11 protein-coding genes are annotated in these 15671 nt (G+C 34.2%); 1 reads left to right on the top strand and 10 read right to left on the bottom strand.

Annotated features, from left to right (window positions below):
• Positions 1–249: 249 nt before the first annotated feature.
• The gene (locus Q7C23_RS18080; RefSeq protein ID WP_375033817.1) at positions 250–828 is read right to left on the bottom strand and encodes an outer membrane beta-barrel protein; all 579 of its coding nucleotides are present in this window, start codon (positions 826–828) and stop codon (positions 250–252) included.
• 146 nt (positions 829–974) lie between these two features.
• Here Q7C23_RS18080 and gldA point away from each other — a divergent pair, with 146 nt between their 5' ends.
• Complete coding sequence (gene gldA / locus Q7C23_RS18075; protein ID WP_375033816.1) at positions 975–1871, top strand: gliding motility-associated ABC transporter ATP-binding subunit GldA; 897 nt, start codon at positions 975–977, stop codon at positions 1869–1871.
• Positions 1872–2316: 445 nt separating this feature from the next.
• Here gldA and Q7C23_RS18070 read toward each other — a convergent pair whose 3' ends face one another.
• The 9 genes from Q7C23_RS18070 to Q7C23_RS18030 all read right to left on the bottom strand — a co-directional run bounded on the left by Q7C23_RS18070 (position 2317) and on the right by Q7C23_RS18030 (position 15667).
• Positions 2317–3486, bottom strand: coding sequence for a PepSY-associated TM helix domain-containing protein (locus Q7C23_RS18070; protein ID WP_375033815.1), 1170 nt, complete (start codon positions 3484–3486; stop codon positions 2317–2319).
• 116 nt (positions 3487–3602) lie between these two features.
• A complete protein-coding gene (locus Q7C23_RS18065; protein ID WP_375033814.1) occupies positions 3603–4883 on the bottom strand; it encodes a DUF4374 domain-containing protein in 1281 nt (426 codons plus the stop codon).
• Between the two features lie 69 nt (positions 4884–4952).
• A complete protein-coding gene (locus Q7C23_RS18060) occupies positions 4953–7316 on the bottom strand; it encodes a TonB-dependent receptor (RefSeq protein ID WP_375033813.1) in 2364 nt (787 codons plus the stop codon).
• A gap of 291 nt (positions 7317–7607) precedes the next feature.
• Positions 7608–9017, bottom strand: coding sequence for a pyridoxal phosphate-dependent decarboxylase family protein (locus Q7C23_RS18055; protein ID WP_375033812.1), 1410 nt, complete (start codon positions 9015–9017; stop codon positions 7608–7610).
• A gap of 31 nt (positions 9018–9048) precedes the next feature.
• Positions 9049–10272, bottom strand: coding sequence for a dicarboxylate/amino acid:cation symporter (locus Q7C23_RS18050; protein WP_375033811.1), 1224 nt, complete (start codon positions 10270–10272; stop codon positions 9049–9051).
• An 82-nt stretch (positions 10273–10354) separates the two neighbouring features.
• Entirely contained in the window at positions 10355–11008 is a 654-nt protein-coding gene (locus Q7C23_RS18045) for a class I SAM-dependent methyltransferase (protein WP_375033810.1), read from the bottom strand.
• A 106-nt stretch (positions 11009–11114) separates the two neighbouring features.
• Positions 11115–12071, bottom strand: a complete 957-nt coding sequence (gene metF / locus Q7C23_RS18040) for a methylenetetrahydrofolate reductase [NAD(P)H] (RefSeq protein WP_072970423.1) — start codon at positions 12069–12071, stop codon at positions 11115–11117.
• A gap of 158 nt (positions 12072–12229) precedes the next feature.
• A complete protein-coding gene (gene metH / locus Q7C23_RS18035; protein ID WP_375033809.1) occupies positions 12230–14905 on the bottom strand; it encodes a methionine synthase in 2676 nt (891 codons plus the stop codon).
• Positions 14906–15235: 330 nt separating this feature from the next.
• A complete protein-coding gene (locus tag Q7C23_RS18030; RefSeq protein WP_375033808.1) occupies positions 15236–15667 on the bottom strand; it encodes a hypothetical protein in 432 nt (143 codons plus the stop codon).
• Positions 15668–15671 lie beyond the last annotated feature (4 nt).

Below are 15671 nucleotides of genomic sequence, written 5' to 3'. Positions count from 1 at the left end.
TTATGATTTAATTTCGATTTCACTTCTGTTGGTATTATTTTTTTTAGAAGCAGAAATTTTCATTTTCAAAACACGTCAAGTCCCGCTATCCCGCTATATCTTTTTGTGTCCGCCGTCGCGGACACAAAAAGGATATCGCTTCTATCGGAGCTAAATAAGAATTTTTAGTTTTCATAAGATTTCAGCCAGAAAACAAAAAAGCATCCGCCGCGGCAGATGCTTTTAAAAAATTGAATATAAAATCTAAGATTAGAAATTTTTAGAAACTCCAATGTTAAATGTTCTACCAAAATTAAAATCGAAGTTTTTGTATTCTGGACCGTTGTTTTCGTAGTTTATTGTACCGTAGCTTAAACCTCCAATATTAAAGTTTAAACCAAAACCTTTTTTCATATTAATGAAAAGTGCAGGTGTTACACCAACATACATACCGTCACCTTCATAAGTTGAAGTGATTGGTCCTTCATAAATTTTTTCTTTTTCACTTTGATAACCTAAACCTAATTCTGCAAAGAATGAGAAAGTTGGATTCAATGGCATAGTATAACGTAAAAATGCACCTAATTTAGTAGTATTAAATTTCTCTTCGTTTACTCCTTGTTTTGTTTTAGAAGAACCAAAAGAAGCTTCACCTCCAACTGTCCAATTATCGTGAAATTGGTAACCTACTTTAGGAGAAAAGTCAAATTCATTGTCTTTTACTTCGTTATTAGCAAGAGTTCTTGTTTCTGAAGAATAACCAACACTTCCACCTACTAAAATTGTTCCTTTTTGAGCGTTTGCAAAACTGCAGATAGCCAATGCAGCCATCACTAAAATTTTTTTCATAATTTGGGTTTTATTTTATTTAGCAATCCTTTAACAATAACAATGCCGTCAATAGCGGGCTCTTTAATTTTTTTTATCATTACTTTAAAAGATAAATTTTAGCAATCGAGACTATTTCTGTTTACTTTTGTAGCAAATAAAAAGTCATGTCGATAGAAGTAAACAGTATATCAAAAAGTTACGGAGAGCAAAAAGCTTTAAACGAAATTTCCTTTAAAATTGAGAAGGGAGAAATCGTTGGATTTCTTGGTCCAAATGGAGCAGGAAAATCTACTTTAATGAAAATTTTGACTACTTATTTATTGGCAGATAGCGGCTCAGCCCTTGTAAATAGCCACGATGTCATGACAAATGCAAAAGCAGTACAACAGTCTATAGGTTACCTGCCGGAGCATAATCCGTTGTATTTGGACTTGTATGTTCGTGAGTATTTGGCTTTTAATGCCGATGTTTACAAAGTGCCAAAGTCAAGAATTGAAGAAGTAATTCAACTGACAGGACTGTCAGCTGAAAGTCATAAAAAAATAGGACAATTGTCTAAAGGATATCGTCAGCGTGTGGGACTTGCCAACGCCTTATTGCACAATCCTGATGTTCTAATTTTGGATGAACCAACTACAGGTCTGGATCCGAACCAGTTAATGGAAATTCGAAATGTGATTAAAAATGTTGGGAAAGATAAAACGGTTTTTCTGTCAACACACATCATGCAGGAAGTAGAAGCCATTTGTGATCGTGTCATTATTATTGACAAAGGACAAATCGTTGCCGATAAAAAATTAGATCATTTAGTGTCTGAAGATAAGGAACAAGTTATCGAAGTTGAATTTGATTATCAGGTGGAAGAACAGCTTTTAGCAAAGCTCCCAAATATTACAGCATACAAAAACACGCACGATATGACCTGGGAATTAACCTTTGTGGCTGATAAAGATATGCGCCCTGCTATTTTTGATTTTGCCAATGAAAATGGCTTAAAAACATTACAATTGAATCAGAAAAATAAAAACTTAGAAGCTGTTTTTAGAGAAATTACTAAATAGGTTTCAATCTTAGTCTAGGTTTAAAAAAAAATGCTCTATTTATAGGGCATTTTTTTTGTTTTTTAAATTCTCACGCATTTGCATTCCAGATCTTAAATGGAAACTAAAAAATAGCTTAAACATACAAACAACGGAGCACCAATTAATTAACTATTTCTTAGAAACTTTCTTATTGTTTTTATTTAGACTTATTATAAATAGTTATATATTTGTCAAATGATATACAAAATATACGAACGATGACAAATATAATTGTTCTCATAATTTCAATCTTAATTTATAAAGCAAGTCAATTTTTCAATTGTCTTTAATTATAAACTTAGTCCGAAATATTTTTTTGTTTTTTAGATCCTTGTTTTTTTGTTTTTTTTTGATGTTAGTAAAGAGCCTGTCTGTTCAACAGGCTCTTTCTTATTATTAAAAGCGGACTGTAAAAAATGTTTTACTAACTGAGTGCTGCTTTTTTCTTTTTATTTCTTCCCCACCAAATATAAAAACCAGTAAGAGGCAAGCTGGCGCAAATTAAACTGGCCGCAAAATAAATAATCTTAGTTGGCAATCCCCCAATAGCACCAACGTGAAGACTGTAATTTGAACGACTTAACCAATCGTGAAATTTTTCGTTTCCGATATATTTTCTCGAGTTAGGAAGTAGTTCTAATGTTTTGGAATTAAAATATAAATCTCTCCAATTACCATTTTTCATATCCGTACAAGCATAAAAATCATCATTGGGTTCATCTGGAAAATTAATAATAACCGCTTCTTTATTTTCCTTTGCTATTTCTTTTCGAACTTTATTAAATATAATATCTGACGCAGTCAACATGTCATATTTAGGTTTAGAAAGGCTATCTGTTTTAACTTCTGCTACAACTTCCTTTTTTACTTCTTCATTAGTAAAACCTCCGGTTATCCAGTACGTACTTTCTCGTACCCAATGAAAACTCATTATCAATCCGGTTAGCGCAATTAAAAAAGCTAAAATGAGAGAATAAAATCCTAATACATTATGCAAATCGTAATTAAGTCGCTTAAAACGGGCATCCCATTTAATTTTGAAACTGCTGTTTATATTTGTTTTATTCCACTTTTTTGGAAACCATAAAATTATACCGCTGATTAAAAGAAAAAAGAAAATTAAAGTAGCCCAGGACGTTATGGTTGTTCCAAGTTCTTCCCCAAGCCATAAATAGCGATGCCCTTCATCAATTTCATGAAAAAAATCTTCATGATCTACCATTCCAGTAATTTTTCCGTTATAAGGATTTACATAAATCAAAGAATCTGATTCAATATCAACTTTTATTGTTTTATCTAAACCGTTATACCATAAACCGTGAATATCTTTTTCCGGTAAAGCTTTTTTAACCTCAGCATAGATCTTAGAAGGTGGTAGAATTTTGTCGGCACTTTGCGCTTCTACATTTAACCAGGGTGAAGTCATTGCTTTTATTTCTTGTTCAAAAACCAAAATACAGCCGGTAATCCCCATTATAAGAACAACAATTCCACTAGCCAATCCAAGCCATAAATGAAGCCACGCGTTTATTTTGCTAAAGCGTGATTTGTTTTTTTGTTTTGTTTTAGAAAATTTTTCAGTGATAATAGACATTATAAAATTCTTAATATTTCACCAGTAATGAAATTGTTATTATTAAAAAACCATATAACCAATATCACTAAAGACATTGCTTATATGGTTATAAAGTTAAAAACAAAAAGTTTTAATTATTTTGTTGTTGTAGCCGGTGTTGTGTGCGACAATTTGGTAATTGCAGGAATATCTGTTCCACCACCAGTTACTTTTGCTCCGGCAGTAGCAACTCCTGTTTCTATATTAACTTTATATATACGAACTTCTTCATTCGTTACAAAAGCTTTATAAGCATTACCATCTTCATAGTATAAACTTCCAATACCAAAATAATTATCACCAGCGTGTCCAGGCAATCCTGTTACCGGAGTTATTTTCTTAGATGGTAAATCGATAATTGCAGATTTAAATTTAAATGAATAGTGACGTAAGAATCCCCATTCCAAAGTATCATCTGCAGTTGGAAGATAAACAATATATGCTTTCTCTCCTCCAAGCGGATAAGCAGCAAGCACTTTACCACCTAAAGAACTAGCCTGAATATCAAAGAAATAAGAAGAATCAAATTCAGTTTGACCTTTGTTAATTCTCAAAATTCCTGAATTAACAGTTGTAGATGGAGCACTGTAACCTCCCGCTTTTGCGTTTGAAGAGAAAGTATAAACATTTCCTGATTCAGTACGGATAATACCTGTATTAGTATAATACATACCCGCTGCAGTAGTACGTGCATCTTCGATTCTCTTAACGAATGTCAAAGAAGGATAATCATAAACTCTAATATAAGCTTTCGCCTGATCTATAGCCCAATTATCGCTTGCGTCTCTATTAAAAACTGTAACAAATACTTTATCTCCAACAACTGTTACACCAGTAGGAAAATCAAAACGTCCTGTAGTTGTTCCGAAATCATTGAATTTACGATTCGTAATCAACTGTTTCACAGGATCATAAACAATTAATTCGTTATTTGAACTTGCACCTTCCCATGACGCACCAACAATTAATAATTTATTATCGTCTGTAACACCGTAAGCATAAGGAGATTCTATCAAAACGCGTGTTCCTGCAATTAATTGACCCGCAGCATTTAAAGAATAAGGTGCTGCACCTTCTGCCTCACTATCCAATGCAAACATTGTATTAGCAACAGGAATATACGAACCACCTTGTTCGATTCCTTTTCCAGTCATATCAATTGTTCCTGTCATTAAATCGCTTAATGAGCTAAAACTCCACATATAATTTTCATTCCACGTATCAGTCTGGTAACCAATAACATATTTATTAACCACTACTGGTTCTGGAGTAATAACTTCAGGTTCCTCAACAGGAGAATCGTCGCTACTGCATGAAAATAGAGTAACAGACATTAGCATAATTGCTAATAGATTTTTAATTTTAATTGTTTTCATAATATTTAGTTTAATTATTTATTTATCTGCCATAGGACAGATTGAGAATTGATTTTAATTTTTATTTGATTACATAAAGAAATAGCGCAGTTTTAACGTAAACGATCTTCCCGGTTTTTGTACACTAAAATAATCGTAAAGTTTAACGTCGGTAAAATCAAAGCATTCTACGGCAATGTTATAGCGGCCGTTTTTAAGTGAATAGGCTACAGATGCAGAATAGTAAAGCTGTTCAGGAATTTCTTTTTTATTTGTCTCTCCAAGATTTGGACTTCTTAAGTAATAACTCGCTGAGTAATTTGCCATTAAATTAACAGTAAGGAAGTCATCGTCAAATTTAATTTTCTTGAAGTTGAACCCTAAATTGGCATTTCCGTAAAAAATTGGAACGTTAGGAAGTTGTGTATCATATAAATAATTAATTTGATTAGTATCCGGAGAAATGGTTGAATCTTTATTAAGTGTTTTTTGATAAGTTGCATTGGCATCAAAAAATAACCAATCTTTATAACCATAATGAACAACTCCATCAAATCCGGTTACCTGTATATTTTTAAAATTAACAGCTTTTCTTTTAAACTGATTAGATTGATCTATTCTAAACTGTATAAAATCATTGGCTTTTCTATAGATGAAATTCCCCTCTACTCCAAAAGAGTGCACTGAAAATATTTTTTTATAAGAAAGCCCAAAGTTAAAATTATCACTGGTTTCTTGCTGAAGATTAGGACTTGGACTAACCGTAAGTCCATCTCCTAACAATTCTAAAGATGAAGGAAGTCTATAAGCATGCTCGAAAGATGTTTTAACCTGAAGCTCTTCAGGAATTAAAAAATAGGCCGCTGCTGAACCGTATCCAAAATTACTAAACGAAGGATTTACTTTTTGTTCTGAAGTGGTTCCTGCGTCTGTTATCACTTCTCCTTTTAAATCAATTATTTTCCCAAAGACGTTAAAAGACAGTCTTTTTTCAAGCGCCGACAAACTATAGGAGAATCCTACTATGTTTTTATTTAAAAAAGGTTTTGTTGGAGTATCTGTAGTAATGTATTCATTATCCTCAGTTCGCTTATAACCAATATAAGTGTAATTTAAACCAAATGAGTGATTTTGATTTAGATCGTATTTAAGATTAGCATTACTTTGCAGGGATTTTATATCAAATACCATTAAAGTTTTAACCTGATTAATTTCTCCGGAATTAAAATATCCTGGGGTTTCTCGCTCTCCTCTCCATGTAAATCTTCTTGATGAAGTATCTACTTTTCGTTCTTCTGCTACATTGTAGGATGCATTCCAGGTTGCGGTTAACCCCTTGGTAAATAAGTTTGCTTTTTTATACTTTAAGGAAGCTACCAAATTTTGACTATCTTCAAAAGCAGCACCAACAACTCTATACATAGTTGGTCCTTGCTGAATTTCTTTTTTATTTGCACTTCCCGTTGCGCCTATCAACAAATAATCTGCATATTTTTTATCTTTTACTCCCACTTCGGCTATTACAGTTCCTTGTTTATATCCATCATGAAAATGCTCAAGTTCCTCTGGCGGGCCAAAAACTCCCGTCATAGGATCTGGAATTTGACCTTCAACTTTATAACTGTTATCAGAATAATTAAAAAAAGCATTTAAATTAGTTACGAAACCATTTTTACTTGTAAAACGTGTATTTAAAGCGGCTTTATGAGTATTAAAAGAGCCATAACTATAAGAAGCATCAATATATCTTCTGGCACTCTTATTTGTAATAATATTTACTGCACCTCCTAATGCGTCACCTCCTAATTCGATTGGCACAACTCCCTTGTAAACATCAATTCTTTCTGCCATGTTAGTCGGAATATTATTTAATGTAAAAGAGGATCCATAATTATCTAAAGGAATTCCGTCCATAAAAAATTTCACCTGATCTCCGGAAAAACCATTCAATGAAAAATTAAAAGCAGATCCCATTCCTCCTGTCTCTCTAACACGAACGCCTGTTGTTCTGTTTAAGACCTGATTTAAATCAGAAGAAGTATTGTACAATTGTTTCAAATCAACCGCAGTAATATTAAAGGCCTCTTCTTTTACTCTTTGTACCTTAGATTTTCCTTTTACCTGAACCTCTTCCAGAGCAGCCATATCTTCATCAATACTTATTGTCGCAGCGGTCTGATTAGATTGTAGATTAATTTTTGTTTGTTTTGGTTTATATCCAACATAAGTAACCGACAACACGTAATCACCTGGCTCAGCATTAAGTTCATATTCACCCTTTTCATTTGTCAATGCCGAATAGCCAGTTCCCTTTAATGCCACAGAAACACTTTCAGCAGGTTGGCCATTTTGTGTTAAAACAACTCCATTTAATTTTACTTTACTTTTTTGTGAAAAACCCTGAATTGAAGCTAAAAGAACCAATATCAGGATTAATAGTTTTTTTATATGCATTATTTTAAAATTGATTGAGATAAAATTTTGCACAAAAATAGGCGGTACAAAGAGCTTTTCCAAAACTATTTTTAATTATTCTAAATAAAAACAATTATTGGCTTTTAAAAACACATATTCGTAAAAAAGTTTTTATTTTTTAAGATATAATTAAATCTAGCTTAAGATTTGCTTAATATTTTGAATCTAAAAAATTAAAAAGCAATGCTCAATTTTAAGAAAAACTACTTTTTTGTCATAAAAAAAGCCGTTTACAATGTAAACGGCTTTTCAAAAATTTCTTGCTTTATCTTAAATTTCTAGATCCAAAATAGTTTCTTTCATTTCTTCAATTACGATTTTAATATCTTCTTCTGCTGTACGCCAGTTCACAAATGAGGCTCGTATTCCTTTTCGGTTTTGGTAAACTGTTGGTGTCATGAATACTTTTCCTTTATCATTTAGAAGTGTCAAAAACGCGCTTACTTTTTCCTGATTGTGGTTTCCTTTCAAAGTAAAGCAAACATTATTAAGGCGAATTGGAGCCAGCAATTCGAAATTACCGTCTTCGATCAATTCATTTCCAAAATGTAATGCCAGTGCAGCACTGTTTTCAACAATATCCTGAAATCCTTCCTTACCATAAGCCAATAAGGAAAACCAAACCGGCAACGCTCTTAAACGTCTTGAATTTTCCGGCAATACATTCAGGTAATTAAAATTCTCCAACGGATTCCCTAAATAGGGTGCATTCGAATTCTGAAAAGTTTCTACTTGCAAACTTGTATGTTCTTTTTTAATCAAATAAAAAGCACTTTCATAAGGTACGTTAAGCCATTTATGACAATCTATTGTAATACTGTCTGCTCCTTCCCAACCATCAACAAAATGTTTAAATTTATCTGAAACCGCAGCAAATCCTCCAAAAGCAGCGTCAATATGCCACCAGAAATTGTATTTTTCTTTTAGCCTTGAAATAGCTTCAAAATCATCAAAATCTGCTGTATTTACGGTTCCTGCACTTGAAATTAAAATGAAAGGCTTTCCGTTTAGACTTTCAATATTTTTCTCTAAATCAGTAATATCGATAGCCTCTCGATTTCCTTCAATTGTTTTTAATGTGGTATAATTATTACTCCCAATTCCTAGCATCGCCAATGATTTGATCGATGATGAATGTGGAGTTGCAGTCAGAATATTGATTGTTTCTGAAATTCCGTTTTTTGCAAAATCTTTTCCAAATTGTTTTCCAAACCATTGTCTTGCAACGCCTAAACAAGTGAAATTCGACATGGTTGCTCCGGTTACAAATCCGCCTAAAAAAGAATCCGGCAATTGTAATAATTGAAGCAGTAAATTAATTGTTTCAAATTCTATTAAAGCAGAAACTCCCCCTTGTGCTTTTATCGCCTGTGTATTTTGGTCATAAACTGTAGCTAGCCAATCACCTACAATTGAAGCCGGCGTTGATCCGCCAGTCACAAATCCCCAATATCTTGGACCTGGTGAACTAACCAATAAAGGAGCTAATCTTTCATTAAATTCTTCTAACGCAGCCAATGAACCCAAACCTAATTCGTTTAGCTCTCTGGTTGGATCAATTGAATTTTTAGTAGAAGTTGGAACGTTTTCGATATTGTTCAAAAAATCTATTCCTTGTTGTTTTGTTCTGTCAAGAATCGTCGACAGATTATTTAAATCGCTTTTTAATATTGAATTCATTACGTATAATTTGAAGTAATTGAAATTTTATTTACCATTTGGTCTTTTCAGAAAATCGCGAAATCATCATCGAACAAATCAAATCGCCGTTTACGTTTAATAAAGTCGCAATTGGATCAACTAATGTTCCCAAGATCATAGCCACTGGCAAAGCTTGTTCCATTGGTAATCCATAAACGGTTATCGCTAAAACTTCTCCTATATAACCTCCATTCGGAATTCCGCCTTCAACAATCGAAACAATTACGGTAATTCCTAAGGCTAAAAGTATCGTTGAAGGCTCCGTAAAATCTTTTCCAAACATGGCAAAAAGAACCGTTATTTTTAAAATAGAAGACATGCTCGAACCGTCTTTATGCAAAGGCGCACCAAGCGGAATGACCAAATTGCGAACATGTTTTGGAATATCCATCTTTTCTGCAGCTTCGAGATTTGCAGGAATGGTGGCAATACTGCTGCAGGTCCCAACTGCCGTTAAAGCCGGCGTAATGTTGTTGCCCCAAAATACCTTAAAAGCTCTTTTCCCACCGGCAACCAAAGCGTACAAACTAAAAAATACAAAGAAATAAAAAGTACAAGCACCGTAATAAACTCCTAACGGTTTGGCATAAACACCAAATAATTGTGGGCCAAAAACCCCAACCTGATACGCAAAATAAGCGCCCAAACCTATTGGCGCCAATTTCATAATCATATTCAAAAGCTGTTTCATGACTTCATTTCCTGAATCCAAAAAACTTCTGAAAGCACTTCCTTTTTCGCCCGACTGCAAACTCGCAAATCCAATCAAAAAAGAAAATATAATCAACGCCAACATACTTTTTCGGGACAATAATTCGAAGAAATCATTTACGGTCAGCAATTGCGCTATCTGATCTCCGATACTTCCTGATTGAATATTTTCTATCGGAACTTTAGAAATGATGATATTTTGATGAATAGGAAAAAGATAAACTGCAAAAATCATGACAATTGCAGAAATAAGGATGGTCGCCAGAAAAACGGCGATCATAATAATAAACAATTTTCCTAATTTTTCTGTTCGTTCTAAATTGGCAATAGAAGAAGCAATTGTGAAAAATATAAGCGGAATAATGGCTGTAAAAAGTAAGTTTAGGAAAATATCTCCGAGTGGTTTTATAACCAAGACATCTTTACCATAAAATAACCCTAAAATACTCCCAACTATAATTCCACCAAGAAGTAATAAAATACTGCTGTAGCTTTGCAGAAAATTGATTTTTTTAACCTCCATAATTTTTTAAAGTATTAGGATTTGCCGAAATGGAACTTGAAAATAAAAATCAATTAAATTACTCAAAAAAAGAGTTCAAAAATTATTTTTCTAAAACAATCGTAGTAAAGTCCCGATCCACCAATTCGCCTGTTTTCGTTTTGACCTTTTCGGTTAAAGTCTCTTTGTATAAGATTTTAAAAGCTGTTTTCTGGATTAATTGCTCCACTTTTTCAGTGCTGTAAAGTTCAAATTCGAATTTGGTAAAAGGCAATTGTTTCATAAAACTTTCTTCTGCAAAAGTGATGCAGAATAGGCCATTTGGTTTTAAAACCCTATATATTTCTGAAAGCAATTTGTCTGGTTCCTGCCAGAAATAAATGGTATTAACCGTGAATATTTTGTCAAAAAAGGCATCCTGAAACGGAACTGCGTCTCCATCATAAAGTGAAAAGAAAGCTTGTTTTTGAGACACAAAATTTCTGTTGATCTGGCGCGCTTCCTGAAACATTAATTCAGACATTTCGAGTCCGTAGTATTTCAGGTTTTCGGCTTGTTCGAATATAAATTCGACATGTCCCGCATTTCCATGACCTAATTCTAAAATAGCATTTCCGGCTTTTACATTTAGATTTTGAATAGAATGACGCGTCATGTTGATGTTGGTTTCATGCATCATGTTGGCCATTTCTATCCCTTTTTCTCCTGTTGGATGTTTTAACTGAGCCGCGATTGCTTGTAATTCTTCTTTTTCCATAATGTTTAAATTTAAAAAAATTCAACCTTTAAATTCCAAATTCCAAGCTAGCAATATCTTTGTCAAAGTTTAAAACTTTGACAAAGATTAAAGCATTCTACTTATATTAAAAAATCTGACTCGCGATCTGGCGAATATTCTCAGATTTACCCATTGAATAATAGTGCAAAACCGGAACTCCCGCTGCTTTTAGTTCAAGAGATTGCTGAATCGCCCACTCGATTCCGACTTGTTTGATTTCAGCATTATTTTTACATTTATCGACAGCATCAATTAAATCTTCTGGTAAATCGATTCTGAAAATCTGTGGTAAAATTTGTAAATGCCTTTGAACTGCAATTGGTTTAATTCCGGGAATAATCGGAATTGTGATGCCTATTTCTCTTGCTTTTGCTACAAACTCAAAATATTTAGCATTATCAAAAAACATTTGTGTTACCACGTAATCAGCACCTGCATCTACTTTTTCTTTCAGTCTTTTTAAGTCTGATTGTAAAGATGGTGATTCTAAATGTTTCTCGGGATAACCGGCAACACCAATACAAAAATCAGCTTTATTGTCAACATCCATAACTTCATGCAGGTATTTTCCGCAATTCAGGTTATTGATTTGTTTTACCAAATCGATAGCAAAATGATTTCCACCTAATTTAGGAACAAAAGATTGTTCGTCTTTCATAGCATCTCCACGAAGTGCCATCACATTATTGATTCCCAAATATTGACAATCAACTAACATGTATTCTGTTTCTTCTTGCGTGAAACCTCCGCAAAGCAAATGCGGTACAGTATCTACATTGTATTTATGTTTTATAGAAGCGCAAATTCCAAGCGTTCCCGGACGCATACGAGTCAATTTTTTATCTAAAAGCCCGTTTCCTTTGTCAATATAAATATACTCCTCGCGAGAAGTCGTTACATCAATAAACGGTGGTTTAAACTCCATCAACGGATCAATATTATCGTATAATTCCTGAATACTTTTCCCTTTTTGAGGCGGAATAAGTTCAAATGAGAATAAGGTATTTCCTTTGGCGTTTTCTATATGTTCTGTTACTTTCATTATTTAAGTTATGAGTTATGAATTATGAGTTTTGAGTTGTTTGTGTAAAAAATCTGAATCAAAAAACATAAATCAATCTTTTAGTTTAAAGTCTGAATGTCGAAAGTCGAAAGTTACATTCTTTGAGACTTTATGACTTTTGACTTTATGACTATATTTTAGTCTGCTATATTAGGGTTTAACCATTTCATCGCATAATCTGTTGGTACATTGCGTCGTTTGGCGTAATCTACCACCTGATCTTCTTTTATTTTTCCTAGTCCAAAATACCTGCTTTTTGGATTTCCGAAATAATATCCGGAAACTGATGAAGCTGGCCACATCGCCATACTTTCTGTCAAAGTCACTCCAATTTCTTCGGCCACATTTAAAAGTTTCCAAATGGTTGGTTTTTCCAGGTGATCCGGACAAGCTGGATATCCTGGAGCCGGACGAATTCCTTTGTAATTTTCTTTAATCAATTCTTCGTTTGTTAAAGATTCTTCTCTATCATAACCCCAGAAATCTTTACGAACTTTTTCGTGAAGATATTCAGCGAAAGCCTCCGCAAAACGATCGGCCAATGCCTTAACCATAATCGAATTATAATCATCCAAATCCTTCTCAAATTCTGCTGCCCATTCGTCTACACCAAAACCGGTTGTCACACAAAATGCTCCCATATAATCTGCTATTCCGCTTTCTTTTGGCAGAATAAAATCAGACAATGCAATATTCGGTGCGCCTTTTGTTTTTTGTGATTGCTGACGAAGTGTTAAGAATTTCTCTAAAACTTTTCCGTTTTCATCACGCAATTCGATATCGTCATCATCAACCTGATTTGCAGGAAAAATTCCGTAAATACCTTTTGCTTGTAGTTTTTTCTCAGCCAAAATTACTTTAAGCATCGCCTGAGCATCTGCAAAAAGAGAAGTGGCTTCTTTACCCACAACCTCATCCGTTAAAATCGCAGGATATTTTCCGTGCAATTCCCAAGTTTGAAAAAATGGCGTCCAGTCGATATACGGAACCAAAACATCCAGATCAACCTCAACGGTTTGTTTTCCAATAAATTTTGGTTTGGTTGGCGTGTATTCGCTCCAGTCTAATTGCATTTTGTTTTTACGGGCATCTTCAATGCTTAAGAAATTTTTATCTCTTGAACGATTTAAAAACGTTTCTCTAAACGAATCGTATTCTGCACGAATATCACTTGCATATATTTTACGATTGTGATCTAATAGATTTCCTGCAACGGTCACGGCGCGCGAAGCATCGTTTACGTGGATTACAGTTTCTCTATATTGTGGAGCGATTTTCACGGCAGTATGCGCACGCGAAGTGGTTGCTCCACCAATCATAATCGGGATTTTAATATCTTGTTTATCTAATTCTTTTGCCAGATACACCATTTCGTCAAGCGAAGGTGTGATCAGTCCGCTTAAACCAATAATGTCTACATTATGTTCAATCGCAGCGGCAATAATTTTTTCGGGAGGTACCATAACACCAAGATCTACGATCTCGTAATTGTTACAGGCCAAAACCACCGAAACGATGTTTTTACCAATATCGTGAACGTCCCCTTTTACAGTCGCCATCAATATTTTTCCGTTTCCTTGTTTGTCTCCGGCTTGTTTACTTGCTTCAATATAAGGCAATAAATAAGCAACCGCTTTTTTCATTACACGTGCCGATTTTACCACCTGAGGCAGGAACATTTTTCCGCTTCCGAATAAATCTCCAACCACATTCATTCCCGTCATCAAATTAATTTCGATAACTTCAATTGGTTTTGTAGCCGCTAATCTTGCTTCTTCAACATCTTCTTCGATAAAAGCATCAACTCCTTTTACTAATGAATGCGTAATTCTCTCCTGAACCGTTCCTAAACGCCATTCCTGAATCGCTTTTTCATCACTTTTTACTTCGCCTTTTACGTTTTCAGCAAAATCTAAAAGTCGTTCTGTCGCGTCGTCGCGTCTATTTAAAATTACGTCTTCAACGTGCTCTAATAGATCTTTCGGAATATCATCGTAAATCGAAAGCATCTCCGGATTCACGATTCCCATCGTCATTCCGTTCTTGATCGCGTGGTATAAAAACACCGAGTGCATCGCTTCACGAACGTGATCATTTCCCCTAAAAGAGAATGAAACGTTACTTACTCCGCCACTAATATGTGCGTGAGGCAAGTTATCTCTAACCCATTTTGTACCTCTAAAAAAGTCCAAAGCATTTAAGCGATGTTCTTCCATTCCGGTTGCAACTGGGAAAATATTTAAATCGAAAATGATATCCTGCGGAGGAAAACCAACTTTGTTAACCAAAATATCATACGAACGTTGACAAATCTCAACTCTTCGATCGTAATTATCGGCCTGACCCACTTCGTCAAAAGCCATAATGATTGCCGCCGCTCCGTATCGTTTGATTAATTTGGCATGATGAATAAAGGCTTCCTCGCCTTCTTTCAACGAAATCGAGTTTACAACGCTTTTTCCTTGTACTACTTTAAGACCTGCTTCAATAATTTCCCATTTCGAGCTGTCGATCATAATCGGCACTCTCGAAATATCCGGTTCTGATGCAATTAAATTCAGGAATTTTGTCATTGCCTGAACACCATCAAGCATTCCTTCATCCATATTAATATCGATGATTTGTGCTCCACCTTCAACTTGTTGTCTTGCAATATCAAGCGCCTCGTCATATTTCTCTTCCTTGATTAAACGAAGGAATTTTCGCGAACCTGTTACATTCGTACGTTCCCCAACGTTTACAAAAACACTTTCGGGCGTAATAATCAACGGTTCTAATCCTGCTAATACAAGGTCTCTTCTTTTTTCTGCCATTTTCTTTTTAAGTTACTAAGATCCTGAGATTCTAAGGTTCTGAGTTTTTTTTTTATTCTTTTTTTTCCTGCAAGGTTTTCGAAACCTTGTAGGTATATTCGTTTTTTAATAATCTTATTTTGGGCGTGTTCGCCGAAAAAGGCGAACAGGGCTATCCGTTACAAGTCCTCGACCAATTTCGTTATCACTGCATTGGTCTGCGGGCTTTTCACTTCTATCCCTCACGCGATATCGGTTTCAAAAGACGATTTATTTTTTCACGATTTCAATTGTCGTTTTTGAAATAAATTTTTCAAATCTTTGAACTTATATTTCGTTCCTCCGGAACTTTTATTTCCATTTTGAATTCTCAATATACTTGCAAGTTACCCCTGCATCATATATGTAATATTTAGTTTTAGTAAAACCTGCTTTAACTAGTGAAATTGAATCAGGTTCTAATTCTTCTTCTAAAACTATATAGTTTTCTTCAGGATTATTCAAATCGTATTTTACTTTATAAAATTTGTCTACAAGATTGTAATCTCTGCTAGAAACTTCAGCTAAAACTTTTTTGCTTGTATAAAAATAATATCTCAAAGAACTAGTTTTACCTGCATGTTTAATTCTAGTTGTAAGTGCAATCGTTTCTCCCTTAAATGTCTTTCTATACTTTTCAGATTGATCAGCCTCCTTACGACTAAAAAGAATTATAAAAATTATTACAGCTACAAAACCAACTGCTGCCAAATAATTTGCTTTCGCATCGTTCTTTACTTCCATAATT

The sequence above is a fragment of the Flavobacterium sp. LAR06 genome (assembly GCF_041946075.1).
Lineage (GTDB): Bacteria > Bacteroidota > Bacteroidia > Flavobacteriales > Flavobacteriaceae > Flavobacterium.
The sequence above is the reverse complement of the archived record's forward strand: the minus strand, read 5'-3'. Positions and strand labels throughout refer to the sequence as shown.

Excerpts from the sequence above, each read along its gene's own strand:
- gldA (WP_375033816.1), top strand. The coding sequence starts at position 975 with ATGTCGATAGAAGTAAACAGTATATCAAAAAGTTACGGAGAGCAAAAA.
- Q7C23_RS18060 (WP_375033813.1), bottom strand. The coding sequence starts at position 7,316 with ATGCATATAAAAAAACTATTAATCCTGATATTGGTTCTTTTAGCTTCA.
- Q7C23_RS18030 (WP_375033808.1), bottom strand. The coding sequence starts at position 15,667 with ATGGAAGTAAAGAACGATGCGAAAGCAAATTATTTGGCAGCAGTTGGT.
- Q7C23_RS18055 (WP_375033812.1), bottom strand. The coding sequence starts at position 9,017 with ATGAATTCAATATTAAAAAGCGATTTAAATAATCTGTCGACGATTCTT.
- Q7C23_RS18050 (WP_375033811.1), bottom strand. The coding sequence starts at position 10,272 with ATGGAGGTTAAAAAAATCAATTTTCTGCAAAGCTACAGCAGTATTTTA.
- metH (WP_375033809.1), bottom strand. The coding sequence starts at position 14,905 with ATGGCAGAAAAAAGAAGAGACCTTGTATTAGCAGGATTAGAACCGTTG.
- metF (WP_072970423.1), bottom strand. The coding sequence starts at position 12,071 with ATGAAAGTAACAGAACATATAGAAAACGCCAAAGGAAATACCTTATTC.
- Q7C23_RS18045 (WP_375033810.1), bottom strand. The coding sequence starts at position 11,008 with ATGGAAAAAGAAGAATTACAAGCAATCGCGGCTCAGTTAAAACATCCA.
- Q7C23_RS18070 (WP_375033815.1), bottom strand. The coding sequence starts at position 3,486 with ATGTCTATTATCACTGAAAAATTTTCTAAAACAAAACAAAAAAACAAA.
- Q7C23_RS18065 (WP_375033814.1), bottom strand. The coding sequence starts at position 4,883 with ATGAAAACAATTAAAATTAAAAATCTATTAGCAATTATGCTAATGTCT.
- Q7C23_RS18080 (WP_375033817.1), bottom strand. The coding sequence starts at position 828 with ATGAAAAAAATTTTAGTGATGGCTGCATTGGCTATCTGCAGTTTTGCA.